Below are 25805 nucleotides of genomic sequence, written 5' to 3'. Positions count from 1 at the left end.
ATGAATAGCTAATCGCCATCACATTTTCCTTTTCCCTCTCCCTGTGGGAGAGGGGCAGGGTGAGGGCAGCAAACCGCAAAGGAGCCTCAATCCATGCCATCACGCCGCCCCCCGTTCTTCGCCAGCGCCCGCGGTCGCCTGCTGATTTTCAATCTGCTGGTGGTCGCCGTGACGCTGATGGTGAGCGGCGTGGCGGTGCTCGGCTTCCGTCACGCCAGTCAAATCCAGGAGCAGGTGCAGCAGCAAACGCTGGACGATATGACCGGCAGCATGAACCTGGCCCGCGATACCGCCAACGTGGCGACGGCGGCGGTGCGGCTCTCGCAGGTGGTGGGGGCGCTCGAGTACAAAGGGGAAGCCGAGCGCCTGAAGCAGACGCAAATGGCCCTGCGCCATTCGCTGGAGCAGCTTGCGGAGGCGCCGCTGGCGCAGCAGGAGCCGGCCCTGGTGGCGCGTATTATTCAAAGAAGTAATGAATTACAGCAGAGCGTGACGGAGATGCTGGAGCGAGGACAGCGACGCCATCTGGAGCGTAACGCGCTGCTGAGCTCGCTGTATCAAAGCCAGAGCTACCTGCGCCATCTGCAGGACATCAACAGCCGTTATGACAGCAACGTACCGAATGCGCAGCAACTGATGGAGATGGACCGGCTGATCGCCGCCGCCATTGACACCCCTTCGCCGCGCGCGACCGTTCAGCAGCTGGACGCAGTTGCCGCAACGCTGCCCCGGAGTGCCGCACAGCCGGTTGTGAAGGAAGTTCTGCCTGATTTTAATGCCGAGCTAGGTAAGCTAGGCCCGCTGTCGAAGCAGCTGGAGGAGAGCGATCTGGCGATAAGCTGGTATATGTTCCACATCAAGGCGCTGGTGGCAATCCTCAACAGCGACATCAATCAGTACGTGGAGCAGGTGGCGCAGGCCTCCCGGCTTCGCACCGCCCAGAGCCATCACGAACTGCAATCCATCAGCGTGTTTATCAGCATCTTCGCCGTGCTGGCGTTGATCATCACCGGGTGTGCCTGCTGGTATATCTACCGCCATCTGGCCTCAAACCTGACGGCCATTTCCCGGGCGATGTCGCGTCTTGCTCACGGCGAACAGGATGTCTCCGTTCCCGCCCTGCAGCGGCGCGATGAGCTGGGCGAGCTGGCGCGCGCGTTCAACGTTTTTGCCCGCAACACCGCCTCGCTTGAACACACCACGCGTCTGCTGAAAGAAAAAACAACGCAGATGGAGATCGACCGCATTGAGCGTCAGGGGCTTGAAGAGGCGCTCCTGCACAGCCAGAAGATGAAGGCCGTCGGACAGCTGACGGGCGGGCTGGCGCATGATTTTAATAACCTGCTGGCGGTGATCATCGGCAGTCTTGAGCTCACCGACCCTGAATCAAAAGACGCGCCGCGCATTACCCGGGCGCTAAAGGCGGCCGAGCGTGGCGCCTTGCTGACCCAGCGACTGCTGGCGTTTTCCCGCAAGCAATCCCTGACCCCGCATGCTGTAGAGATGCTGCCGCTGCTGGAGAACCTCCGGGAACTGCTGCGCCACTCCCTGCCTGCTACCCTGACCCTGGAGATTGAAGCGCAATCCCCTGCATGGCCCGCCTGGATAGACGTCAGCCAGCTGGAAAACGCCATCATCAACCTGGTGATGAACGCGCGCGATGCGATGGAAGGGCAAAGCGGAGTGATTAAAATTCGGACCTGGAATCAGCGCGTCACCCGCAGCGACGGGCGCAGGCAGGATATGGTGGCGCTGGAGGTCATTGACCGCGGCAGCGGCATGTCGCAGGAGGTGAAATCCCAGGTCTTTGAGCCGTTCTTCACCACCAAGCAGACCGGGAGCGGAAGCGGATTAGGCCTGTCGATGGTCTACGGCTTTGTCCGCCAGTCCGGCGGTCGCGTGGAGATCGAGAGCGCGCCGGGGCAGGGAACGACCGTGCGGCTTCACCTCCCGCGCTCGACGCTGCCCGCTGCTGCAGTTGATGAAGCATTATCTGCCACCGCCTCCGTCGATAGCGAGCGGCTGGTGCTGGTGCTGGAAGATGAGGCGGATGTCCGTCAGACCCTGTGCGAGCAGCTGCACCAGCTTGGCTATCTGACGCTCGAAGCGGAAAACGGCGAGCAGGCGCTGAACATGCTGGCGGCGTCGCCGGATATTGGCATGTTTATCAGCGACCTGATGTTGCCGGGAAGCCTGAGCGGAGCCGAGGTGATTAGCCATGTGCGCAGCCACTATCCGCAGCTTCCGGTGCTGCTGATCAGCGGCCAGGATTTACGGCCCGCGCATAATCCTCAGCTGCCGGACGTTCCGTTACTGCGTAAGCCGTTTACGCGGGTGCAGTTGGCGCAGGCTCTGCGGAAAATATGTTTTTAAATGCCCCTGTTTAGGATTTCATCAAGAGCATCGTTAACGCCGGTGATGTTAATCTGCGCAAAATTTAGCAGATTGGGATATAAAAGGAATTATGCCGGTACTCACAAAGGGGGACTCACAAATGATCGTGATGCCTACAACATACAGCCCGAGCACAATTGCCAGGTCGTTTAAACTCGTTGATGAGTTTGAGCTTTCCGGACGAGTGCTACATGTTATTTTTGATAGCCAGACGCCAAGAGCTGCGATTATTGAAGCGGATATTGAAACCTTCGATGGGGTGCCCCGGCATCGGGTTGTTGCTGCCCTGGATTTACAACGTAAAACGCATTTGGGTGAAGATATCATTGCCGTCGAGCGCTGTTGGGAAGATGCCAATGTTATTCAGGTAGAAGGTATCTGTGTTGATCCCGCCGAGCGTGACAAGGGACTGGCAACTCGTCTGTATGAAGCCCTGGTATTACAGTGTGGCGTGACACTTGTCAGCGACTTTGAACAATATGAGGGTGGGAAGATGCTCTGGCAGAAAATTGCCCGCGAATCTGACCAAATCGCTGTATTTGTTCTCGATACCGAGCAGGGCGCATTTTGGCCGTATGATGGTAGCAAGGTTATCTATGACGGAGGGTGTATCCCCGAAGATCGTATCTGGAGCCATTCGCCGGATCAAAAATGCTATGGCATCGTCCTGGTTGCAGAAAACAAACAGCGTGCGAATCAACTGATGGAAGTCCCAGGACACAACTGAATTTGAGATTCCTCCGCTACCCCCGTTTCCTGCCGTTGATTATCGTAAGGCCAGTTCACCTGCGAGTCTGGCCTTATGAAACGTTACTCAACTGCTCTGTTATTTGGTCTGCTGTCTCTCACCAGCCAACTGGCTCATGCCGACATTGTTGATGATGCTATTGGCAACATTCAGCAGGCGATCAACGATGCCTACAACCCCAGCAGCAGCCGCAGCAATGACGACGACGATCGTTATGACCGCAGCCGTCAAATCGACAGTCGACAGTACGACGATCGTCGTCGGCAGCTCGAAGACAGGCGCCGCCGTTTAGACGAGCGCCAGCGCCAGCTGGATGACGACAGACGTCGTCTGGAAGAGGACGAGCGCAGGTTGGAAGACGATTACGATCGAGGCTAAGTGCGGCCTCTTGCCCTCACCCCAACCCTCTCCCACGGGAGAGGGAGAAAACTAATCCAGGACCAGCACCATCCCGTCATACCCTGCTTCAATGCCGTCGGGCAGCGGGTTATCCATCATCCACACGTCAAACTGATGGCTGATGTGGGTCAGGATCACCTGCGGACAGCCAATCACCTCGTTTAGCGCAATTACGGTATTTAAATCGCAATGGTTTCGCGGCGTTTCGTCGCGCGGTGCATGGCTGCAGTCGATAATCATCGCCTGCGGCTGATTGTTGAGCAGGAACTTCACCGTTTTTTCCGGCAGCCCGGCGGTATCGGAAAGCCAGGCTACGCGGCTGTGGGCCGACTCCAGCAAATACCCGAAGGTCAGTTTCGAATGGTTGAGCGGCAGCGGCGTAACCCGCATTCCCTGAAGTTCAAACATCACAAACGGTTCGACCGTATGGCTGAAATCCAGAATCCCCGGATGTTTAAACAGGTCGTCACAGCCCGCTTCATCCGGCGGACCGTAAACGGGGATCGTCGCGCCCACGCCCCAGCGCAGGGGGAACAGCCCCTGAACGTGATCCATATGGTAATGGGTCAGCAAAAACTGCTTAAAGCTGCCTGCAGCCCAGTCGTCCATCAGGTGCGGAATACCCGCGTCCAGCAGGGTCACCGCATCGTTGAATTTGACCACCGCGCTACAGGGGCGACGGCGATAGGTCTCCTGCAGGCGCGCCCGGCGGCACGCCGCGCAGTCGCAGCCAAAGACCGGTACGAGCTGGGCGCTTCCGGTTCCTGTTAACGCGATCGTCAGACTCATAACGCACCTCTACAGCGGTTTGGTGAATCGGAAATGGCTCTGCGTATATCCTTCACGGACGTAAAAACGGTGGGCGTCGGTGCGCTTCACGCTGGTGGAGAGCTCGGTCAGCTCCGCGCCCGCCTCTCGTGCCACCCCTTCCGCCCAGGCCAGCAGCTGGCTGCCCACCTTTAGCCCGCGCGCCTGCGGCATCACCACCAGCTCCTGGATCTCGCCGATCCAGCGCGCGTGATGGAGGTGAAACTGCAGGTGCAGGCCGATCATGCCGATGACCTGCCCGTCCAGCTCGGCAAGCTGGTAGCGCATATTGTGATCCTGCAGATTGGCAAGATAGCCCGCGTGAAACGCCTGGCGATCGAATTCCGCCTGTTTCAATTCGCAGATTAACGCATAGACGATTTGCGTATCGTCGGCGGTGGCGGGACGAAGCCTGCAGTCAGGCATGCTGTTTCTCCTTCTGACGGATAAGCGATAAAAAGGTCTCGACTGACTGTAGCAAACTTCCGTCGTTATTAAGGATATGGCACTCGGACGGGGTGTAGCGCGCCGCACGTTCCAGCCGCTGGTCGATCTCGCGGGCGGATTCACGACCCCGTCTCTGCAACCGGCTGCGCAGAACCTCCGGTGAAACCTGCAGGCAGACCGGCAGCAGGGCTGCCCCATAGCGGGCGCGCGCCTGCGAAAGATGCGCCCGCGAGCCGTTGACCAGCACGTCGAACCCCGCATGCAGCCACAGATCGGTCTCGATGCCGATTCCGTAGTAATAGCCATTGGCGTGCCAGCTCAGCGCCAGCAGATTTTGCCCGGCACGGGTAAAAAACTCCTGCTCGCTCAGGGCGATATGGTTTTCACTCCCCGCATTGGCCGCCCGGGTAATGTAACGGTGCGCCACCAGCAGCTGGGGATGCTCCTGCTGCCGTAAGGCGGACAGCAGGCTGTCCTTACCGGAGCCGGACGGCCCCATTAGCCAGATAAGTCTTCCCATCAGAACACCCTCTTTCCCTGACGCCAGACGTGGTCGATATGAACGTGCTCGCCCCTGCGGTGGGCCAGGACCAGATCCGCCCGCTTGCCTTCGGCTATCTCGCCGCGGTCCTGCAGATTAAGCGCCGAGGCCGGGTTTTTCGTCACCAGGCGAATCGCCTGCGGCAGCGTAAAGCGATTGCCCTCGTCGTCGGCCACCCGGAACGCCGCGTCGAGCAGGCTGGCGGGGTAGTAGTCGGACGAGAGGATATCCAGCAGGCCAAGGGACGCGAGCTTGCTTGCCGCGACGTTGCCGGAGTGTGAACCGCCGCGCACGATGTTCGGTGCGCCCATCAGGACGTTCATGCCGTGCTTGCGGGAGGCTTCAGCCGCCTCGAACGTGGTGGGAAATTCGGCGATCACGCTGCCAAGCTGGTGGGATTCGAGCACGTGATCGTGCGTGGCATCGTCATGGCTGGCCAGCGCGATATTGCGGTCCCGGCACATCGCCGCAATCCTGAGACGGTTAGGCTGCGACCACCGTGCCGCAAGCGCCAGCTGCTCTTCTTCGTAACGCGCCATCTCCGCATCGCTGAGAGAATATTTGCCCTGATAGTATTCGCGATACTTTTCAATGTTGGCGAACTGGCGCTGCCCCGGCGAGTGGTCCATCAGGGAGACCAGCGAGACCGGCTCGCGGCCTACCAGCTTCTCAAACAGCGGCAGGGTGGTGTGGTGCGGCAGCTCGCAGCGCAGGTGCAGACGGTGCTCGGCGCGGTTGAGGCCGCGCTTTTGCGTCTCCTCCACGGCGTTGATCATCTTCTCCAGGTTCTCCAGACGGTCACCGCCGTCGCGCACGTCGCCAATCGCCACCGCGTCCAGCACGGTGGTGATGCCGCTGGCGACCATCAGCGCGTCGTGGCTGCTCATCGCTGAATGCGCGGGCCAGTCCACCTTCGGCCGTGGCGTGAAGAACTTGTCCAGATTATCGGTATGCAGTTCAATCAGCCCCGGCAGCAGCCAGCCGCCTTCACCGTCCATCGCCTCGGGCGAGCGGCTCTGGGTTTCAGCAAACGCGCGGATTGTTCCGTCCTGGATCTCAATCGAGCCGTCAACCACCTCATTATCCAGCACCAGCTTGACGTTATTGATAATCATGCGTTTGTCCCCATCGGGTGCAGCCTGTCCGCGACGCGGGTGCGAACGCTCTCATCGTGGAAGATCCCGACGATCGCCGCCCCGCGCGCTTTGGCCTGTTCGATCAGCGCCACCACGGCCGCGCTGTTTTTAGCGTCGAGCGAGGCGGTGGGTTCATCCAGAAGTAAAATCGGGTAGTCGACGATAAAGCCGCGGGCGATATTGACGCGCTGCTGCTCGCCGCCGGAAAAGGTCGACGGGGCAAGGTGCCACAGGCGCTCCGGCACCTTGAGGCGCGTCAGCAGGCTGGCGGCTTTGGCGGCACAGGTTTCGCGCGGTACGCCAAGATCCAGCAGCGGCTGCATGACCACATCCAGGGCGGAGATCCGCGGGATCACCCGCAGAAACTGGCTCACCCAGCCGATCGTCGTGCGGCGCACCTCCAGCACCTTACGCGCGGGGGCCTGAACCAGGTCGACCCATTCTTCGCCGTGGCGAATATGAATATGGCCTTCGTCGGGCAGATAGTTGGCGTACAGGGAGCGCAGCAGGGTCGATTTTCCGCTGCCGGAGTGGCCGTGCAGCACCACGCATTCGCCGCGATTAACCTCCAGAGAGGCATTTTGCAGCACCGACAGGCGCACGCCGTTTTGCTGGTGGAGCACAAAGGTCTTACTTACGTTTTGTACGTGGATCATGTTGGCCTCTTAGTTCTGCAACACGGACGACACCAGCAGCTGGGTATAGGGATGGTGGGGATCGTCGAGCACGCGGTCAGTTAACCCACTTTCCACCACCTGACCCTGCTTCATCACCAGCAGACGGTCCGCCAGCAGGCGCGCAACACCTAAATCGTGGGTGACAATCACCACCGCAAGGTTCAGTTCCACCACCAGGCCGCGCAGCAGGTCGAGCAGGCGCGCCTGCACCGAGACGTCCAGCCCGCCGGTGGGTTCATCCATAAACACCAGCTTCGGATGGGTGACCAGGTTGCGGGCGATCTGCAGGCGCTGCTGCATCCCACCGGAGAAGGTCGTCGGCAGGTCGTCGATGCGCGAGGCGGGGATTTCCACCTCTTCAAGCCAGTGCTGGGCGGTGGCGCGGATATTGCCGTAGTGGCGCGCGCCGGTGGCCATCAGGCGTTCGCCAATATTGCCCCCCGCAGAGACCTGACGGCGCAGGCCGTCCATCGGGTGCTGATGCACCACGCCCCACTCGGTGCGCAGCAGGCGGCGGCGCTCGGCCTCGCTCATGCCGAAGAGGGAGTGTCCCTGGTAGAGTATCTCGCCGTGTTGCGGCGTAAGGCGCGCGGAGATGGACTTCAGCAGGGTGGTTTTGCCGGAGCCGGACTCGCCGACAATGCCCAGCACTTCGCCCGGCCACAGCTCGAACGACACGTCGCTAAAGCCTTTGCCCGGCGCATACAGGTGGGTCAGGTTATTAACCGAAAGCAGCGGTTTCATTGGCCGTTCGCCTCGCTCTGTTGGCGGCAAAAATCGGTGTCGGAGCAGACAAACATCCGTTTGCCCGTGTCATCCAGCACCACTTCATCCAGATAGCTGTGTTTGGATCCGCAGATGGCGCACGGCTCGTCCCACTCCTGCACCGTAAACGGGTGATCGTCGAAATCCAGGCTTTCCACGCGGGTGTAAGGCGGAACGGCGTAGATGCGTTTTTCGCGCCCGGCGCCGAAAAGCTGCAGGGCTGGCATCATGTCCATCTTCGGGTTATCGAATTTTGGGATTGGCGACGGGTCCATCACGTAGCGCCCGTTCACCTTCACCGGGTAGGCGTAGGTGGTGGCGATATGGCCGAAGCGGGCGATATCCTCATACAGCTTCACCTGCATGACGCCGTACTCTTCCAGCGCGTGCATGGTGCGGGTTTCAGTTTCGCGCGGCTCGATAAAGCGCAGCGGCTCCGGAATCGGCACCTGGAAAATCAGAATCTGATCTTCAGCGAGCGGGGTTTCCGGAATGCGGTGGCGGGTCTGGATCAGCGTCGCGTCTTCGGTTTTTTCCGTGGTCGCGACGCCCGTTACCCGCTGAAAGAAGCTGCGGATCGATACGGCGTTGGTGGTGTCGTCGGCGCCCTGGTCGATGACCTTCAGCACGTCCGCCTCTCCGATCACGCTGGCGGTAATCTGAATGCCGCCCGTGCCCCAGCCGTAGGGCATCGGCATTTCGCGGCCGCCGAAGGGCACCTGATAGCCCGGAATCGCCACCGCTTTAAGTATCGCTCGGCGGATCATGCGTTTGGTTTGCTCATCCAGATAGGCAAAGTTGTAGCCGCTTAAGTTAGCCATGTTTGCGCTCCCGTTGCAGGCGTTTCAGCAGTTCCAGTTCGGCCTGGAAATCGACGTAGTGCGGCAGCTTGAGGTGTGAGACAAAACCGGCGGCCTCAACGTTGTCCGCGTGGGCCAGCACAAACTCTTCGTCCTGCGCCGGGCCTGCAACGTGCTCGCCGTAGTCGGGTGCCTGCAGGGCGCGATCGACCAGCGCCATGGCCATGGCCTTGCGCTCGCCGAGGCCGAACACCAGCCCGTAGCCGCGGGTAAAGTGCGGGTCTTCATTTTCAGGCGCGACAAAACCGTTCACCATTTCGCATTCGGTCATCAGCAGTTCGCCGACGTTCACCGCAAAACCTAACTCTTCCGGCACGATTTCAACGTCGATGTAGCCGCTGCGAATTTCGGCGGCAAACGGGTGGTTGCGCCCGTAGCCGCGTTGGGTGGAGTAGGCTAGCGCCAGCAGATAGCCTTCGTCGCCGCGCATCAGCTGCTGCAGGCGGGACGAGCGCGAGCACGGGTAAACCGGCGGCGTGCGGGTGATGTCATCCGGCTGCGCGCCTGAATCTTCTTCCGCCTTCGCCAGGCCCTGTTTCGCCAGCAGGCTGAAAACGTGCGGAGACGGTTCCTGTTCTGCGTCAGAGGAGCTGAGCGGCGGCATCTCGCCGTTCGCCAGCAGGGTAAAATCGAGCAGGCGATGGGTGTAGTCACAGGTAGGGCCAAGCAGCTGGCCGCCGGGGATGTCTTTATAAACGGCAGAAATGCGGCGCTCCAGGCGCATCTCCGCGGTGTTGACCGGCTCGCTCACCGCCAGTTTGGCAAGCGTAGTGCGGTAGGCGCGCAGCAGGAAGATCGCTTCCACGTTATCGCCGCTGGCCTGCTTCAGGGCCAGCGCCGCCAGCTCGCGGTCAGCGATGCCGCCTTCGGTCATCACCCGGTCGACGGCGAGGTTTAGCTGCTGCTCGATTTGGGCCACGCTCAGCTCAGGGAGCTGTTCATCGCCCCGTCGTCTGTGCGCCTGCAGCGCATGGGCGGCGGCGATAGCCTTCTCGCCCCCTTTGACGGCAACGTACATCAGCACACCTCCACGTGGGTGGTCCGCGGGATGGCCAGCAGGCGCTCACCGCAGGTCAGGATCAGGTCAATGCCCAGCGGGAACGGGTGCGGGCGCTCGGTCAGCTCGTGAATGATGCACTCCGGCAGCTGCGGCGCAACCATGCGCTCATCGGCGATGCCTGCCCCCGTCAGGCGCAGCATGCGGCCACCGCTCAGGCTGGTGACCTGCAAAATCAGCGTGGCGCTGGTTTCCGGGGCGACGGCGGAGCCTTCGCTCAGGGCATTCAGCTGTTCATGACTGATTTGTTCGTCGGCCACGGCAAAGATTGCCTGCTGCGGCTGTTCAACCAGCGGGGCGCCGGTGTGAAAACGCAGGTTCTGGCTGGCGATATCGTTAGACAGGGCGCCCGAAAGCCATACCGGGGTATCGTTGTCGGCCAGGGTCAGCAGCACGCTGGTGGTCGCCAGGTTCAGCGGCAGCCAGCCCTGAGAGAGCTGGTGCAGCGAGACAATCACGCCCGGCTCGCTCATGGCTTTCAGCAGGCGACGAAAACTGTGTTGGGCATCCTGGACGGCCAGGGTAAAAGCGGTTTGAAGCGTCATGCGTTGTCTCCGCGAACGAGCGTAAAGAAGTCGACCCGGCTGGTATTCACTTCGGCCTGACGCGCGGCAAGACGTGCGGCGCGGTCGGCCTCCAGCGGGGAAATAAGGGTTTCCATCAGCGTCTGGAAATGCGGTTGTTCCTGTAAAAGCGCGTCGATGACCGCGCAGCGCTCGGCGTGCGCTTTATCACGCCCCAGCACGTAGCCGTAGCCCAGCGTGCCGCTGTGCAGGCGGATCGCTGCGCGGGTGAGGGTGGAATCTCCGGCGAAGAAGCGCTCGCCGGTGCCGCCCATGCGCGCCTGGATCTGAACGAGGCCGATCTCCGGTGCGCGAAGGGTGTCGTAGTCTGGCGTCAGGCTGAGCGCGTTCATGCGGGCAGCCAGCGCAGCAGGCTGGCTGTGGGCCAGCACGCGCATCCAGCGCTGTCGGGTGGCGGTGTCGAAGTGCATTCAGTGCTCCATGGTGAATTCGATCATGTCGGCGCGGGTCAGGCTGACGGAGTATTCCGTCGCGTCGATCTCGCCGTCACGGTGGTTGAGGGTGCGCACGCAGAGCAGCGGGGCCATATTGGGAATTTCGAGTACTTTGCTCTCTTTCGCCTGCGCGCGGCGGGCGCTGATGCGCGTCTGGGTGCGTTTCAGCGCAATGCCTGTCGCATTCTGGAGAAAATCATGCAGCGATCCGCTGGAGAAATTCTGCAGCACCGGCCAGAGGGTGAGGTCCGCGAAGTAGTGATCGATCTGGCACACCGCCACGCCGTTGACGCGGCGCAGCGTGCGCAGGTGGATGACGTTGTCGCCCTCCTTAATGCCCAGCGCGTCCGCCACGTGGCTGGAGGCCGGTCTTAATACCGAGAGCAGCTTTTCGCTGGTCGGATGGCTGCCCTGATCCAGCAGGTTCTGGCTAAAGCGCGCCTGGGCGTTCAGCGGGTAGTCGAACGGGCGCATCAGCACCAGCACGCCCACGCCCTGACGGCGCTGCACCCAGCCGCGCTCGACCAGCTGGTCAATGGCGCGACGCAGGGTGTGGCGGTTCACTTCATAGCGGTCAGCAAGCTGCTGCTCGGCAGGGAGGTAGTCCCCGCAGCGGTAGTGCGTGCGCAGCTCCACTTCGAGCTTTGCCGCGATCTCTTGCCATCGGGTGGGGTAACTGGTCGGATGTCTGGATAAGTGCATAGAAAACAAAGCCTCGCTTCTCAGATGAAGTGCTTACGCAAACGTTGAGAGAGGAAATCCAGCAGGCTGACGGTGACGATGATGAGCACCATCAGGGCGCAGGTTTGCTGGAACTGGAAACCGCGAATCGCTTCCCACAGGGTGACGCCAATCCCGCCTGCGCCCACCATACCGACCACGGTGGCGGAGCGAACGTTGGATTCGAAGCGGTACAGGGAGTAGGAGATCAGCAGCGGCATCACCTGCGGCAGGACGCCGTAGAGGATCTCTTCGATTTTGTTGGCGCCGGTTGCGCGAATACCTTCCACCGGGCCGGGTTCGATGGCTTCGACCGCTTCCGAGAGCAGCTTGGAGAGCACGCCGGTGGTGTGGATGAACAGCGCCATCACGCCCGCGAACGGACCCAGGCCAACGGCGACCACGAACAGCATCGCAAAGACCATTTCGTTGATGGCGCGACAGGCGTCCATCAGGCGGCGCATGGGCTGGTATATCCACCACGGCACGATGTTTTCAGCGCTCATCAGGCCAAACGGAACGGAGAGAATGACGGCAAGCGCGGTGCCCCAGACGGCGATTTGCAGGGTGACCGCCATTTCACTGAGGTAGTCCTGCCACTGGCTGAAGTCCGGCGGGAAGAAGTCGGCGGCGAAGGTCGCCATATTGCCCGCGTCTTTGAAGAGCAGCAGCGGATCCATTTCCGCGCCCTTCCAGGAGATAACCAGCACCGCCAGCAGGATGGCCCAGCTTATGAGCGAGAACCAGCCGCGCTTTGGCGGCGGGAGGGTGATGGTTTGCATGTGTTACTCCGCAGGTCTTTGTGTGCCGGATGGCGCTACGCTTATCCGGCCTACGATCCAAAATGTAGGCCCGGTAAGCGCAGCGCCACCGGGCGAAAAGCGTTACTGCACCGCTTTATTCACGCTGGTCATCGCGCCGAGCGCGGCGGTCAGGCGGTCGAGGTCTTCAAGCTGGGCCTGAATCTCGGCCACTTTGCTGGTCTTTTCCTCGTCCTTCAGTCCCTTGCTGTCCTTGACGCCCTGCATCTCTTTAAACAGCGCCAGCTGGCGAATCGGAACCAGCTGCAGGTCGCTTGACGGGCGGAACGGTGCCCAGCCCAGACGTTCGAGAACCGCTTTCTCTTCCGGCGTTTTGCCATAGGTCATAAAGAAGTCGTACACCTTGTCCTTGGTGCTTTCGGACAGGTTTTTACGCCACACGATTGGGTCGCCCGGGATCAGCGGCGATTTCCAGATAACCTTGATCTCTTTAAGCTTGTCCGGCGCTGAGGTTTTCAGCTTGTCGAGGTTCTCGGTGTTGTTGGTGGCAACGTCCACCTGCTTGTTGGCCACCGCCAGAGCGTTGGTTTCGTGGCTGGCGTTTACGGTGCGCTTGAAGTCACTGGCGGAGGCGTTGTTTTTGGCGAAGACGTAGTAGCCAGGGACAAGGTAGCCGGAGGTAGAGTTCGGGTCGCCGTTGCCGAAGGTCAGCTCTTTGCGTTTGGCGAGCATGTCATTGAGGTTGTTGATCGGGCTGTCTTTGTTGACGATCAGCACGCTCCAGTAGCCAGGGGAGCCATCGGCCGCGACGGTCTGGGCAAAGACCTGGCCGTTCGCTCGGTCCACCGCTTCCATGGCGGAGAGGTTGCCGTACCAGGCGATGTCCACTTTATTAAAGCGCATCCCCTGGATGATGCCCGCATAGTCCGGGGCGAAGAAGGCGTTCACTTTGATCCCCAGTTTGGTTTCCATATCTTTCAGGAACGGTTCCCACTGAGGCTTCAGGTTCTGCTGTGATTCCGTCGAAATAATGCCGAAGTTCAGCGCTTTTTCCTGCTCTTCCGCATACGCTGGGCTTAACAGGGTGCTGATGCTGAACATGCTGGTAAAGGCCAGCGCGGCAACGGCTTTGTAGCTCATGTACTTTCCTCGGATCGGGTTTAATTAAGCAGCCTGCGCGTTCTCTTCGACGCGGTTAATGCTGCGGTAGAGATGGTCAAAACGTTCGTTATCAAACTGATGGCTCGCGCCATCAAAGAACACGTGCCCCTGACGCAGGGCGACGATGCGCTCGCAGTAGCGCAGGGCGTAATCCACCTGATGCAGCGTGACCACCACGGTGATGCCGTCGTTCTGGTTAATGTCGCGCAGGGTCTCCATCACGATGCGGGCGGACTCCGGGTCCAGCGAGGCGATGGGTTCGTCAGCAAGAATGATTTGCGCTTTCTGCATCAGCGCGCGCGCAATCGCCACGCGCTGCTGTTGCCCACCGGACAGGGTGGAGACGCGCTGGTGGGCGAAGTGCGCCATGCCGACGCGGGTCAGCGCCTGCAAGGCTTCCTGCTTCTGGGAAGGGGAGAACCAGCGCAGACAGGTGCGCCAGAACGGGGTGCTGCCGAGCGCGCCAATCAGCACGTTCTCCAGCACCGTCAGGCGGTTTACCAGGTTGAACTGCTGGAAGATGTAGCCCGTCTGGGCGCGGCTCTTGCGGATATCGCTCGCCAGACGCCCGGCGCGCTGTACGGTATTACCCAGCAGCTCGACGTGGTTTTCCGGCGTTTTATCGCCGGTGATAAGCCCGCTCAAATGGCGCAGAAGGGTAGATTTACCCGAGCCAGAAGGCCCGAGAAGCGCCACCATGTCGCCCTGCAGGACGGTCAGATCAACGGCATGCAGAGCCTTGTTGTGATTGAAGGTCTTGCTCAGTTTCTCGACGCGGATGACGGTTTGCATGTGCTGGGCCTCACGATAAATGTGGCCTCATGCTGGCGCATCAATATGACATTTGGGTTAAGTGCAGGTTGCGGGAGTTTGAAGAGTTGAAGTGAAAGCGATGACAGTTACTGTAGGCCCGGTAAGCGCAGCGCCACCGCGCGCTTTTGCTGGCTGCGCTGCGCGTGTCCTGCCTACGACGTTTGTTGCTTGACGACGTTAATCATCCACGGCACGCCGTATTGGTCGGTGACTTTACCGAAACCGTGCGCCCAGAAGGTCTCCTGCCACGCCATGTCGATGTTCCCGCCCGCGGCGAGGTTGTCGAACCAGCGCTTGCCTTCATTGACGTCCTGGGTGTCAAGCACCAGCGTAAAACCCGCGTACTGCGCGTTGCTGCCGGGCGGCATCCCGTCGCTCATCATGATATCGCTGCCCGCAATGCGGACGTTGGAGTGGGCGATAGCCGAATCCGGAAATTGCATACCGGACGGACAGCCTTCTTCGCTGTTATCGCTTTTTGGCATTTCACCGAAGGTGATTTTATAGAGAAGTTCTGCGCCGACGGCTTGCTGGTAAAAGACGGTGGCCTCAGCGCAGTTGCCGGCAAAAGAGATGTAGGGACTTAACGGCATAATCTTTACCTCACGTAAGATAAGCCCGTTAAGTGTAGTGCCCGAAAGCCCGGTAAGCGAAGCGCCACCGGGCGGGTAAATCAGTTCTTTTTCACAAACTCTGATTTCAGCTTCATCGGACCGAAGCCGTCAATTTTGCAGTCGATATTATGATCGCCTTCAACCAGACGGATATTCTTCACTTTGGTGCCGATCTTCAGCATGGAAGAGCTGCCTTTCACTTTCAGATCTTTAATCACGGTGACGCTGTCGCCGTCCGCCAGCAGATTGCCGTTCGCATCTTTGACGACAAGTGCATCAGCATCGTTTGATGGTTCGGCATCATTCCATTCATGAGCGCATTCCGGGCAGATGAACATGCCATTATCTTCATAGGTGTATTCAGAATTGCATTTTGGGCAGTGTGGGAGTGACATATCGGTATCCTCAAAAAGTGTAAACGCGCTGGAAAGTGCCAGCTAAATGACGGCAGCGTGCCGAAAAAGGCGGCAAGTATAGCGCAAATCCACACGTTTGTCGGTGACATTGTGAATTAAAAAAATGCAAAAAACGTATCGGGAGTGACACTTCCTGTCAGTCAGTTAAGCGATGCTTACCTCATTAACACGGTGGGAAGAAATGACGCTAAATATATCGAATATTTTATTGCGGCAAATTGCTACGTTCCTTCATTTCGGATAAGGTGAAGCGACACATTGTTATTTATCTCTGGACTTCGCTGCTCTACATATCTTATGGCAGTGGGGTATTACCTCTCTTTTTAGGGGGGAAATAATGATGATATATCCTGAAGTTTCTTAAAAATGGGCTACGCTTTTTTTCTTTTGGCTGTCAGGCCAGGAGGGAAGCTATACACGCCATGCAAGGATAGTGAATTATTTCTGATTATCATCAATCAGTTATATTTCGGCGAACATGTTTTCCACACGTAATCATATAAGCCTGAACAACATAATTAATACCAGTGGCTTAATAAAAGTAATAAATTTGCGTTAAGGAAAGGCTTTTATCATGCACACACAGACCATTTTTGAATTAAGCCAGGAAGCTGAGCGTTTGCTACAGCTCGCCCTGCAAAACCTTGATACGTTGAAATCAATGCCGACTGCGATGCTGGAGAGCACCGCGGCTGCTATTACGGGTGAAAAGAACAACGTTTTACCTTTGCATTTTAGCGCGCGCGGCGTCGAAGCGCAGCAGGCGATGCTGAATAATGAATTACGAAAAATAACCCGGCTGGAAATGGTCCTGGCCATTGTGGGCACCATGAAGGCGGGAAAATCAACCACCATTAATGCGATTGTGGGGACCGAAGTGTTGCCGAATCGCAATCGTCCGATGACGGCACTTCCTACTCTGATTCGCCACACGCCGGGTCAGAAGGAGCCGGTGCTGCATTTCTCGCATGCCTCGCCCATTGATGAATTGATCCAACTGCTCCAGAAAAAGCTATGCGATTACGACCGCGGGAAGCTGGCTCAGCGTCTGGAAATTGATAAAGACATGAATACGCTGCTGGAGCGCATTGAAAAAGGGGAAGCGTTTGAGAAGCATCACCTGGGCGCACAGCCGATATTTCACTGTCTGAAAAGTCTCAACGACCTGGTGAGGCTTTCCCAGGCATTAGGTGTAGAGTTTCCGTTCTCTGAGTATGCGGCTATCGAACATATCCCGGTAATTGAAGTGGAGTTCGTGCATCTTGCGGGTCTGGATGCTCACCTCGGACAGCTGACGCTGCTCGATACGCCCGGGCCGAATGAGGCCGGACAGCCGCACCTGCAAAAAATGCTCAGCGAGCAGTTGTCCCGCGCGTCGGCGGTGCTGGCCGTGATGGATTATACCCAGCTTAAATCCATCTCTGATGAAGAAGTCCGCCAGGCCATTTCTGCGGCGGGAAAATCCGTGCCGCTGTATGCGCTGGTCAATAAATTCGATCAGAAAGATCGCAATAGCGACGATGAAGAGCAGATCCGGGCGATGATCTCCGGCACCTTAATGAAAGGCAATATTTCGCCTGGCCAGATCTACCCCGTTTCGTCCATGTGGGCCTATCTGGCGAACCGCGCTCGCTACGAGATGAGTACCCACGGACAACTGCCGGATCATCAGGAGCAACCCTGGGTGCAGGATTTTGCTGAAGCTGCGCTTGGACGTCGCTGGCGTACGGCGGACCTGGACGATATCGACCATATTCGTCATTCTGCCGATTTGCTCTGGGAAGATTCGCTATTCGAACAACCGATACGCAAACTGATTTACGCCGCCTATGCCAATGCTTCACTTTACGCGCTGCGTTCTGCTTCGCATAAACTGCTCAACTATGCACAAAATGCCCGGGAGTACCTCGACTTCCGCTATCAGGGGCTGACGGTTGCCTTTGAGGCGCTGGAACTGAACATCGCACGTCTGGAAGAGGACATGGCGCTTCTGCAGACGCGTCAGAGCGTGGTGAGCGATGAGGTGAAACATGAGGTTGAAGAGGCTCTGAACGCCACTACGGACTTTATGGGAGCCCAAAAAACTGCGCTTCACCAGGCGATTGGTGAGGTGTTCAGCGCTCAGCATATTCTTGATTTGGCAGGTATCGATCGGCAGAACCTTCGCGGTGACGAGGCGCACGAGCTGAAACAGCTGGTTCTGGAAGATGAAGGGCAGGCGCAGATCGCGCTGAGTAAAATCCGCTCCTCCTGCGAGCTGGTGATGCTCGATGCACAGACGAAGATTTGCCGGGAGCTGGCGTTACGCTTCGACCAGCTTGAATCTACGCTGGCGCGTTCCCTGAACGAAGCCATGCGCCCCATCGAAACGCGTATTAAAGAGCATCTGAGCCATGCGGGGTTTCGGGCGCGGATCAGTTTCCCCGCGTTTCAGGCAAGCCAGCTTAACTTCAATACGCGAGCGCTGTTCAACGATGCGATTGCACAGGACGACAGCCAGGCCGCCCCTCCCTCCGGCGGGAGCAGCATGCGTGAAACGGTCTCTCGTTGGCTCAATAATCCGGGCTGGGGCTGGGATGAGTATGTGGAAACGCGCACGCGCTATGTTATCGACATTGCGCAGCTACATGACAAATTTAAGCAACATATTGATCAGTTTTGTGAACAAATACGTAAAGCTTTGTCCGCGCAGGTCGATGTCTCTGTTACGGCAGGAATGGCAACGTTCTTTGCAGAATTTTCGTTGTGCCTGACCGGGTTACAGGAAAGCTTGCGTGATAGCCTCGCAGTGCGTCAACAGAATGAGCATTCAACCCGAGCGCTCTGCCAGTTGTTGAAGCAAAGTATTACTACTGCGACGTGGATACAGGAAGATACCCGACTGTTACGCGATGATATTCAAACTCTATTCGCGGCAGAGCAACCATGACAACACCACTACTGGATGGCCCCGGGCGAACGCTGGAGTGTATTAATCCAAAATTTATGGTCGATCTGGTTCAGGGAGTGGACGCGGCGCGTCATCCTCACCTGGGACCTCAACAGCTTCAGTTTCGTGAGCGTTTGACTCAGGAAATCATGACGCATACCCGGCTACGCCCCTGGGCGATGGCGGGTATGCTCAATGAAAATGCGGCGCTGCGCCTGGGGCTGGCGGAAAAACTGGCCGGCATGCTTGACCCGGGTCATCTCGCGCTGACGCTGATGGCAGAGAAACTGATTGCTTTGCGCCAGCAGACGCACCCGCGCGCCCAGCAGTCCCCCGGACTGATGCAGCAGTACGCTGAACTCTCTTCTCATTTTACCCAACGCGCCGCCTGGAAAGAGAAGGCGCTAACCCAGCGCGGGCTGACGGTGCAGGCGGGCGAGCACAGCGAGCAGATTTTTACCCGCTGGCGGGCCGGACATTATGATGGCTGGTCGCTGGCCGGGCGCTGTTTTATCGTCCTGGAAGAGCTGCGCTGGGGGGCATTTGGTGACGCATGCCGCCTCGCGAATGAAGATGTGGCGGCAATGCTTAAGGATAACCTGCGCAGCATGGCGGCTAACTATCTGGCGCAGGGTATCAATGCGTCACCCACGACCCGCCATTTCTATCACCAGTGGCTTACAACACCGGCCTCTCCGGGCTTAATCGATCATAAAGATATGCTGGGCTGGCTGGGGGACTGGTGTCAGGCGGATCAACATCCGGTGAGCTGGTCAGTGACGCAAAACTGGCAGACCGTCGCGCTGGGCATGCCGAGGCTTTGTTCGGCAAAACGGCTGGTGGACGGGATGGTGGAAGAAATTTTTGGATGAATCCCTTATCACCCCGATCCTCTCCCCAAGGGGAGAGGGGATGATCTGGTGCGGTGTGTTAATGATTCGCTTCTATTGGCTCCGGTTCAGGCTGGGTCTCATGCATATTCCCGTAGCGCTTCGCATACAGCGCCGTGATGATGGGCACCAGAATCGCGGTGACAATCACGCTCGCGGCAACCAGTGCTGTCGCTGAAGCAGCGACCGGTTCGAAGGCCGGGTTAATCTGAGCAATAATCATCGGGTTTGCGACAGCAGCACCTGCGGCTGAAGAGGCGGCGACGCCCGCCGTGCCGTTTCCTCCTCCGATTACGCGGTCAGCAATAATCAGCGGAATGCCGGTGATGACGATCACGGCGACACCCAGCACAATCCCCAGCAGGCCTGTATCGAGAATGACCTTCAGGTTGATGGTGTTCCCCAGTGCGAAACCGAAGAAAGGGATCAGCACCGGCGTGGCTTTGCTGAAGAAATCACGCAGATCGCGATCGAGATTGCCAAGGGCGAAACCGACCAGGAAGGGCAGGATCGCGCCGACAAAGTGGTGGGGTTCAAACGAGGCCAGGCCAGCAGACCCCAGGATCAGCATCGTCATCAGCGGGCCAGATTCCAGAGACATCAACACAAATGCGCCGGACTCTTCTTTCGTTCCGTACTGGTTCATCAGGCTGGCGTATAATCCGCCGTTGGTCATGTCCATCGCCGAGACAATTGCCAGGACCGATAATCCCGCGAAGAACCCGGTCTGAATTCCATTCTCCGGAATGAACATTGCGCATATCATTGCCGCCGCCCAGGCTACCGCTATTTTGGTTATCACCAGCGTTCCGGATTTCCGTAATACGGTACCCGTTGCCCGCAAATTAATGGACGCGCCGATACAAAAAAACCAGACGGCAAGAATCGGAACCGTGCCCGTTATCATGCCTTTAGTGAAACCGCCAAAATAAGCTCCGGTATTGGGAGCAAGGGTATTCAGGATCGCGCCCAGCACCAGCGGAACCAGCATCATACCGCCAGGAATGCGTTCTATCGTGGCTTTAATCTTCATAGACAAACCTCACATCGGATCCCGCAGCACGGGGGATAGGTGTTAAAAATTAGTCAATAAATTCAATTGATTGCTCTTATTGCTTGCCGTCTTTTTTCGATGACCCAGCAACATAATTAAATGTGTGCTCGCGATTAGCCTCTTTTGAAAACACATAAAACGTTGTATTCGGATTTATCATGCGATCATTGGAATACTGATTCAATGAAAATAAAACATCGTTTTAGTTATCTTTGTCACATATTCAATGTAAAGCTTGAGGCCGGATCCTGTTGATGAAAATTTATGTAAAGTTGATGTGAATTAACGTGGTTTGTTTTTCTGTTACGAAAGAAATAAAAACGCGCGTGAGGATGTTCTTTTGGGGAGGGTAAGGAAGTGCTTATTGGCATTCCTTGACAAAAATTGGACTGAGTTGACCAGACGCAAAAATATATGTGAAGTTGATCACAAATATAAACGCTGGTAGGGTAAAAAGGTCATTAACTGCCCAGGCAGGCGTCAACAGGTTCGGTTGTATCGATGTAAAACGTCAATGTAAGTAAACCTGCTACGCTTGAATAAGGCGATTCGCATGGAGCGGATCCCATGGTTCACAGAACGCATACTGGACTGTGAAACAGACAGGGCCGAGTCAACGAGGATAGCTATGCTGAGAAGGAAAAAGATTAAACCCATCACGCTTCGCGACGTCACCATTATTGATGACGCAAAGCTGCGTAAAGCGATTACCGCAGCCTCGCTCGGTAATGCGATGGAATGGTTCGATTTTGGTGTCTACGGTTTTGTGGCCTATGCGTTAGGTAAAGTGTTTTTCCCCGGGGCCGATCCCAGCCTGCAGATGATTGCCGCACTGGGTACGTTCTCCGTTCCCTTCCTGATTCGCCCGCTGGGCGGTCTGTTCTTCGGTATGCTCGGCGATAAATATGGTCGCCAGAAGATCCTTGCTATCACCATCGTTATTATGTCGATCAGTACATTCTGTATTGGCCTTATACCGTCTTACGCCACCATCGGCATTTGGGCACCCATTCTCCTGCTGATTTGTAAGATGGCCCAGGGCTTCTCCGTAGGCGGTGAATATACCGGTGCCTCGATCTTCGTTGCCGAGTATTCCCCGGACCGTAAGCGCGGTTTTATGGGAAGCTGGCTGGACTTCGGCTCGATTGCCGGGTTTGTCCTGGGGGCGGGCGTCGTGGTGTTGATTTCAACCGTGGTGGGTGAAGATAACTTCCTCGACTGGGGCTGGCGTATTCCGTTCTTCCTGGCATTGCCGCTGGGGATTATTGGCCTCTACCTGCGTCATGCGCTGGAAGAGACGCCTGCCTTCCAGCAGCACGTCGATAAACTGGAGCAGGGTGACCGCGAAGGGCTGCAGGATGGTCCTAAGGTATCGTTCAAAGAGATTGCCACTAAGCACTGGCGCAGCCTGCTGACCTGTATTGGTCTGGTGATTTCGACCAACGTGACCTACTACATGCTGTTGACCTACATGCCGAGCTATCTGTCGCATAACCTGCACTATTCGGAAGATCACGGTGTGCTGATTATTATCGCCATCATGGTGGGTATGCTGTTTGTGCAACCGATTATGGGCCTGTTGAGCGACCGTTTTGGTCGTCGACCGTTCATTATTCTGGGAAGCGTTGCGCTGTTTGCTCTGGCAATCCCGGCATTTATTCTTATTAACAGTGATGTGCTGGGGCTGATTTTTGCCGGTCTGCTGATGCTGGCGGTGATCCTTAACTGCTTTATCGGGGTGATGGCCTCAACGCTGCCCGCAATGTTCCCGACCCACATTCGCTACAGCGCGCTGGCCGCAGCCTTTAACATCTCGGTGCTGATTGCCGGTCTGACCCCAACGCTTGCCGCCTCGCTGGTGGAGAGCACACAGAACCTGATGATGCCTGCTTATTACCTGATGGTGATCGCGGTGATTGGTTTGATTACCGGTATTACCATGAAGGAGACGGCAAATCGTCCTCTGAAAGGCGCAACGCCTGCGGCATCGGATATCCAGGAAGCGAAAGAGATCCTGCGTGAGCACTACGATAATGTAGAGCAGAAGATTGAGGATATTGACGCCGAGATTGAAGAGCTGCAGAAAAAACGATCCCGACTGGTGGATCAGCATCCACGCATCAACGAGTAATAAATAAACCCGCCAACGGCGGGTTTTCTTTTATTAGCATCCGGCAGCGATGTAGTCGCCATTGGCACTGATGGGGATCACCGTCAGGAACAGCACTGTCGCGAACAGGATCAGGACTATCCCTCCGGCTATTTTGACTGCCGGTACCAGCCATCTTAATGAGGCGCTTTCTCCGAACCAGGTCACCGTGCGTTCGCGGGCGTACCTTACAGCCAGGGACAGCCCCACAATAGAGAGGGCGGTGCCCAGAGACATGGTCATGACTGCGGCCACCCCCCAGGTGACAATGCCCAGCGCGTTCGAAAACATCAGAATCATGATCGCCCCGCTGCATGGGCGTGCGCCAATCGCCAGAATCACGCCCAGACGGGTTTTCCAGTCGCCCTGCGTCAGGTCTGTACCTACGCCGTGATGGCTGCAGCCACAGTGTTCGCCGTGCTGATGAAGTGGCTTAATTGCAGAGACAGACATTCTGCGCGGACGCAGACTTTTCAGCGCCTGGTAAATGACAAATGCGCCGAATGCGCCAATAAGCACTGCGCTGATCTTCTCCACATACCAGCGGCTGGTACTAATATCCCCTGAGGCGAGGTTAAATCCTACCGCCAGAATAAAGACAAACAGAATGGCGCTGACGCCCTGCATCAGGCTGCCCAGGAAGGGAACGACCCGGGTGGCCAGCTCGCTTTCCTTATTGGTAGTCAGATAGGTTGTCACAATGAATTTTCCGTGCCCGGGTCCGATGGCGTGAAGGACACCATAAAGGAAAGCCCCCGTTAACAGCCATAATCCTCCGCTGTACTGGTGATTATTAAGCTGCAGCAGATACATCACCAGATAACGGTGCAGGGTAATTTGTGTGGCAAGACACCACTGGATAAAGGCGTTCCAGTGCGTATGCAGGGTAAAACCGGCAAAGAGAATTACCAGAAGCATCAACCCAGCGGTAGGGAGACGCCAGTCACGGGTGAGGCGTTGTGTGGTCATGATGCGGCCTGCACAGAGGAGAGTATTTGCCGCTAGTATAGTTGATCTTACCGCTCAATTCGTGGGATCGCGTCGGGAACCGTGCATGATTGTGGATAACTTTGTGCATAAAAGGGTATAAGGCGGGGTTTTGCTGGGGAATGCAGCAGTCAGTCATTTTTTTGCAACTTTTCGGTTGCGGTCGTTCGGGAACTCCCTATAATGCGCCTCCATCGACACGGCGGATGTGAATCACTTCACAGACAGCCCGGTCGGTTGAAGAGAAAAAATCCTGAAATAACGGGTTGACTCTGAAAGAGGAAAGCGTAATATACGCCACCTCGCAACGGTGAGCAAAAGCCGCGTTGCACTGCTCTTTAACAATTTATCAGACAATCTGTGTGGGCACTCAAAGTGACATGGATTCTTAACGTCCTCGGACGAAAAATGAATACCAAGTCTCTGAGTGAACATGCGTAATTCATTACGAAGTTTAATTCACGAGCATCAAACTTAAATTGAAGAGTTTGATCATGGCTCAGATTGAACGCTGGCGGCAGGCCTAACACATGCAAGTCGAGCGGCAGCGGAAAGTAGCTTGCTACTTTGCCGGCGAGCGGCGGACGGGTGAGTAATGTCTGGGAAACTGCCTGATGGAGGGGGATAACTACTGGAAACGGTAGCTAATACCGCATAACGTCGCAAGACCAAAGAGGGGGACCTTCGGGCCTCTTGCCATCAGATGTGCCCAGATGGGATTAGCTAGTAGGTGGGGTAATGGCTCACCTAGGCGACGATCCCTAGCTGGTCTGAGAGGATGACCAGCCACACTGGAACTGAGACACGGTCCAGACTCCTACGGGAGGCAGCAGTGGGGAATATTGCACAATGGGCGCAAGCCTGATGCAGCCATGCCGCGTGTATGAAGAAGGCCTTCGGGTTGTAAAGTACTTTCAGCGGGGAGGAAGGCGTTGAGGTTAATAACCTCAGCGATTGACGTTACCCGCAGAAGAAGCACCGGCTAACTCCGTGCCAGCAGCCGCGGTAATACGGAGGGTGCAAGCGTTAATCGGAATTACTGGGCGTAAAGCGCACGCAGGCGGTCTGTCAAGTCGGATGTGAAATCCCCGGGCTCAACCTGGGAACTGCATTCGAAACTGGCAGGCTAGAGTCTTGTAGAGGGGGGTAGAATTCCAGGTGTAGCGGTGAAATGCGTAGAGATCTGGAGGAATACCGGTGGCGAAGGCGGCCCCCTGGACAAAGACTGACGCTCAGGTGCGAAAGCGTGGGGAGCAAACAGGATTAGATACCCTGGTAGTCCACGCCGTAAACGATGTCGACTTGGAGGTTGTGCCCTTGAGGCGTGGCTTCCGGAGCTAACGCGTTAAGTCGACCGCCTGGGGAGTACGGCCGCAAGGTTAAAACTCAAATGAATTGACGGGGGCCCGCACAAGCGGTGGAGCATGTGGTTTAATTCGATGCAACGCGAAGAACCTTACCTACTCTTGACATCCAGAGAACTTTCCAGAGATGGATTGGTGCCTTCGGGAACTCTGAGACAGGTGCTGCATGGCTGTCGTCAGCTCGTGTTGTGAAATGTTGGGTTAAGTCCCGCAACGAGCGCAACCCTTATCCTTTGTTGCCAGCGGTTAGGCCGGGAACTCAAAGGAGACTGCCAGTGATAAACTGGAGGAAGGTGGGGATGACGTCAAGTCATCATGGCCCTTACGAGTAGGGCTACACACGTGCTACAATGGCGCATACAAAGAGAAGCGACCTCGCGAGAGCAAGCGGACCTCATAAAGTGCGTCGTAGTCCGGATTGGAGTCTGCAACTCGACTCCATGAAGTCGGAATCGCTAGTAATCGTAGATCAGAATGCTACGGTGAATACGTTCCCGGGCCTTGTACACACCGCCCGTCACACCATGGGAGTGGGTTGCAAAAGAAGTAGGTAGCTTAACCTTCGGGAGGGCGCTTACCACTTTGTGATTCATGACTGGGGTGAAGTCGTAACAAGGTAACCGTAGGGGAACCTGCGGTTGGATCACCTCCTTACCTTAAAGAACCTGCCTTTGCAGTGCTCACACAGATTGTCTGATGAAAAAACAGCAGTAAAAATCTCTGCAGGCTTGTAGCTCAGGTGGTTAGAGCGCACCCCTGATAAGGGTGAGGTCGGTGGTTCAAGTCCACTCAGGCCTACCAAATTTTCCCTGATACTGCGTTGCGGCAACGCTCACATACTGATGTATGCTTCGCGTTACCACGCCTTGTCTCAGGAAAAATTACCGGTACAGAGATTGCAAAACGATGGGGCTATAGCTCAGCTGGGAGAGCGCCTGCTTTGCACGCAGGAGGTCTGCGGTTCGATCCCGCATAGCTCCACCATCTTTTACTGCAAACACAAGAAAACTTCAGAGTGAACCTGAAAAGGTGCACTGCGAAGTTTTGCTCTTTAAAAATCTGGATCAAGCTGAAAATTGAAACGACACATCTTTAAGG

General features: G+C 57.0%; 24 protein-coding genes, 2 tRNA genes and 1 rRNA gene. 9 read left to right on the top strand and 18 right to left on the bottom strand.

What is annotated here, in order from left to right; genetic code table 11:
- The first annotated feature begins 93 nt into the window (after nucleotides 1-93).
- The 3 genes from AC4IBF_RS20105 (at nucleotide 94) to yjdP (ending at nucleotide 3520) form a co-directional block, all read left to right on the top strand.
- The gene (locus AC4IBF_RS20105; RefSeq protein WP_491463064.1) at nucleotides 94-2373 is read left to right on the top strand and encodes an ATP-binding protein; all 2280 of its coding nucleotides are present in this window, start codon (nucleotides 94-96) and stop codon (nucleotides 2371-2373) included.
- 121 nt (nucleotides 2374-2494) lie between these two features.
- On the top strand, nucleotides 2495-3121 hold the full coding sequence (locus AC4IBF_RS20100; protein ID WP_008500049.1) for a GNAT family N-acetyltransferase: 627 nt from the start codon (nucleotides 2495-2497) through the stop codon (nucleotides 3119-3121).
- A gap of 75 nt (nucleotides 3122-3196) precedes the next feature.
- Nucleotides 3197-3520, top strand: coding sequence for a DDRRRQL repeat protein YjdP (gene yjdP / locus AC4IBF_RS20095; protein WP_033144428.1), 324 nt, complete (start codon nucleotides 3197-3199; stop codon nucleotides 3518-3520).
- A 51-nt stretch (nucleotides 3521-3571) separates the two neighbouring features.
- On the opposite strand, the gene phnP is transcribed toward yjdP, so the two are convergent.
- From phnP to AC4IBF_RS20015, 16 genes are all read right to left on the bottom strand, one after another.
- A complete protein-coding gene (phnP, locus tag AC4IBF_RS20090; RefSeq protein WP_143344543.1) occupies nucleotides 3572-4330 on the bottom strand; it encodes a phosphonate metabolism protein PhnP in 759 nt (252 codons plus the stop codon).
- 9 nt (nucleotides 4331-4339) lie between these two features.
- Nucleotides 4340-4774, bottom strand: coding sequence for an aminoalkylphosphonate N-acetyltransferase (phnO, locus tag AC4IBF_RS20085; RefSeq protein ID WP_143344544.1), 435 nt, complete (start codon nucleotides 4772-4774; stop codon nucleotides 4340-4342).
- The gene (gene phnN, locus AC4IBF_RS20080) at nucleotides 4767-5318 is read right to left on the bottom strand and encodes a ribose 1,5-bisphosphokinase (RefSeq protein WP_143344545.1); all 552 of its coding nucleotides are present in this window, start codon (nucleotides 5316-5318) and stop codon (nucleotides 4767-4769) included. The genes phnO and phnN overlap by 8 nt, the downstream gene beginning before the upstream one ends.
- Complete coding sequence (gene phnM / locus AC4IBF_RS20075) at nucleotides 5315-6451, bottom strand: alpha-D-ribose 1-methylphosphonate 5-triphosphate diphosphatase (protein ID WP_491463063.1); 1137 nt, start codon at nucleotides 6449-6451, stop codon at nucleotides 5315-5317. The genes phnN and phnM overlap by 4 nt, the downstream gene beginning before the upstream one ends.
- Nucleotides 6448-7128 (bottom strand): phosphonate C-P lyase system protein PhnL, encoded by a 681-nt coding sequence (gene phnL / locus AC4IBF_RS20070; RefSeq protein WP_491463062.1) that lies wholly within the window; start codon nucleotides 7126-7128, stop codon nucleotides 6448-6450. The genes phnM and phnL overlap by 4 nt, the downstream gene beginning before the upstream one ends.
- A gap of 9 nt (nucleotides 7129-7137) precedes the next feature.
- On the bottom strand, nucleotides 7138-7893 hold the full coding sequence (gene phnK / locus AC4IBF_RS20065) for a phosphonate C-P lyase system protein PhnK (protein ID WP_133293605.1): 756 nt from the start codon (nucleotides 7891-7893) through the stop codon (nucleotides 7138-7140).
- On the bottom strand, nucleotides 7890-8735 hold the full coding sequence (locus AC4IBF_RS20060) for an alpha-D-ribose 1-methylphosphonate 5-phosphate C-P-lyase PhnJ (protein ID WP_048990321.1): 846 nt from the start codon (nucleotides 8733-8735) through the stop codon (nucleotides 7890-7892). The genes phnK and AC4IBF_RS20060 overlap by 4 nt, the downstream gene beginning before the upstream one ends.
- Nucleotides 8728-9792 carry a carbon-phosphorus lyase complex subunit gene (locus tag AC4IBF_RS20055; protein ID WP_136196022.1) on the bottom strand — a complete coding sequence of 355 codons (1065 nt, stop codon included), beginning with the start codon at nucleotides 9790-9792 and terminating at the stop codon, nucleotides 8728-8730. The genes AC4IBF_RS20060 and AC4IBF_RS20055 overlap by 8 nt, the downstream gene beginning before the upstream one ends.
- Nucleotides 9792-10376 (bottom strand): phosphonate C-P lyase system protein PhnH, encoded by a 585-nt coding sequence (gene phnH / locus AC4IBF_RS20050; protein WP_136196023.1) that lies wholly within the window; start codon nucleotides 10374-10376, stop codon nucleotides 9792-9794. The genes AC4IBF_RS20055 and phnH overlap by 1 nt, the downstream gene beginning before the upstream one ends.
- On the bottom strand, nucleotides 10373-10825 hold the full coding sequence (phnG, locus tag AC4IBF_RS20045; RefSeq protein WP_115876888.1) for a phosphonate C-P lyase system protein PhnG: 453 nt from the start codon (nucleotides 10823-10825) through the stop codon (nucleotides 10373-10375). The genes phnH and phnG overlap by 4 nt, the downstream gene beginning before the upstream one ends.
- Nucleotides 10826-11551 (bottom strand): phosphonate metabolism transcriptional regulator PhnF, encoded by a 726-nt coding sequence (gene phnF, locus AC4IBF_RS20040; RefSeq protein ID WP_133293609.1) that lies wholly within the window; start codon nucleotides 11549-11551, stop codon nucleotides 10826-10828. It abuts the gene before it with no gap.
- 20 nt (nucleotides 11552-11571) lie between these two features.
- A complete protein-coding gene (gene phnE, locus AC4IBF_RS20035; RefSeq protein ID WP_136196024.1) occupies nucleotides 11572-12351 on the bottom strand; it encodes a phosphonate ABC transporter, permease protein PhnE in 780 nt (259 codons plus the stop codon).
- Between the two features lie 102 nt (nucleotides 12352-12453).
- Entirely contained in the window at nucleotides 12454-13470 is a 1017-nt protein-coding gene (gene phnD, locus AC4IBF_RS20030) for a phosphonate ABC transporter substrate-binding protein (RefSeq protein ID WP_491463061.1), read from the bottom strand.
- A 24-nt stretch (nucleotides 13471-13494) separates the two neighbouring features.
- Nucleotides 13495-14283, bottom strand: coding sequence for a phosphonate ABC transporter ATP-binding protein (phnC, locus tag AC4IBF_RS20025; protein ID WP_491463060.1), 789 nt, complete (start codon nucleotides 14281-14283; stop codon nucleotides 13495-13497).
- Nucleotides 14284-14456: 173 nt separating this feature from the next.
- Nucleotides 14457-14897, bottom strand: coding sequence for a VOC family metalloprotein YjdN (yjdN, locus tag AC4IBF_RS20020; protein WP_133293611.1), 441 nt, complete (start codon nucleotides 14895-14897; stop codon nucleotides 14457-14459).
- An 80-nt stretch (nucleotides 14898-14977) separates the two neighbouring features.
- A complete protein-coding gene (locus tag AC4IBF_RS20015; RefSeq protein ID WP_111964171.1) occupies nucleotides 14978-15313 on the bottom strand; it encodes a zinc ribbon domain-containing protein YjdM in 336 nt (111 codons plus the stop codon).
- Between the two features lie 595 nt (nucleotides 15314-15908).
- On the opposite strand from AC4IBF_RS20015, the gene crfC reads away from it, so the two are divergent.
- Entirely contained in the window at nucleotides 15909-18263 is a 2355-nt protein-coding gene (gene crfC / locus AC4IBF_RS20010) for a clamp-binding protein CrfC (protein WP_133293612.1), read from the top strand.
- A complete protein-coding gene (locus AC4IBF_RS20005; RefSeq protein ID WP_111964169.1) occupies nucleotides 18260-19135 on the top strand; it encodes a diguanylate cyclase regulator RdcB family protein in 876 nt (291 codons plus the stop codon). Before crfC ends, AC4IBF_RS20005 begins: the two co-directional genes overlap by 4 nt.
- A 58-nt stretch (nucleotides 19136-19193) precedes the next feature.
- On the opposite strand, the gene kdgT is transcribed toward AC4IBF_RS20005, so the two are convergent.
- A complete protein-coding gene (kdgT, locus tag AC4IBF_RS20000; protein ID WP_111964168.1) occupies nucleotides 19194-20186 on the bottom strand; it encodes a 2-keto-3-deoxygluconate transporter in 993 nt (330 codons plus the stop codon).
- A 649-nt stretch (nucleotides 20187-20835) separates the two neighbouring features.
- Here kdgT and proP point away from each other — a divergent pair.
- Complete coding sequence (gene proP / locus AC4IBF_RS19995; RefSeq protein WP_023334221.1) at nucleotides 20836-22338, top strand: glycine betaine/L-proline transporter ProP; 1503 nt, start codon at nucleotides 20836-20838, stop codon at nucleotides 22336-22338.
- Nucleotides 22339-22371: 33 nt separating this feature from the next.
- Here the strand turns inward: proP and AC4IBF_RS19990 are convergent, their stop codons facing one another.
- Nucleotides 22372-23325, bottom strand: a complete 954-nt coding sequence (locus tag AC4IBF_RS19990) for a nickel/cobalt transporter (RefSeq protein ID WP_458727088.1) — start codon at nucleotides 23323-23325, stop codon at nucleotides 22372-22374.
- Between the two features lie 494 nt (nucleotides 23326-23819).
- Between AC4IBF_RS19990 and AC4IBF_RS19985 the strand changes: the two genes are divergently transcribed.
- The 3 genes from AC4IBF_RS19985 (at nucleotide 23820) to AC4IBF_RS19975 (ending at nucleotide 25691) form a co-directional block, all read left to right on the top strand.
- Nucleotides 23820-25361: ribosomal RNA gene (locus tag AC4IBF_RS19985) — 16S ribosomal RNA — on the top strand.
- Between the two features lie 70 nt (nucleotides 25362-25431).
- Nucleotides 25432-25508: transfer RNA gene (locus tag AC4IBF_RS19980), tRNA-Ile, on the top strand.
- A gap of 107 nt (nucleotides 25509-25615) precedes the next feature.
- Nucleotides 25616-25691 (top strand) — tRNA-Ala (locus tag AC4IBF_RS19975).
- Nucleotides 25692-25805: the final 114 nt, after the last annotated feature.

The sequence above is a fragment of the Enterobacter sp. Taxon_8 genome (assembly GCF_058354585.1).
The sequence above is the reverse complement of the archived record's forward strand: the minus strand, read 5'-3'. Positions and strand labels throughout refer to the sequence as shown.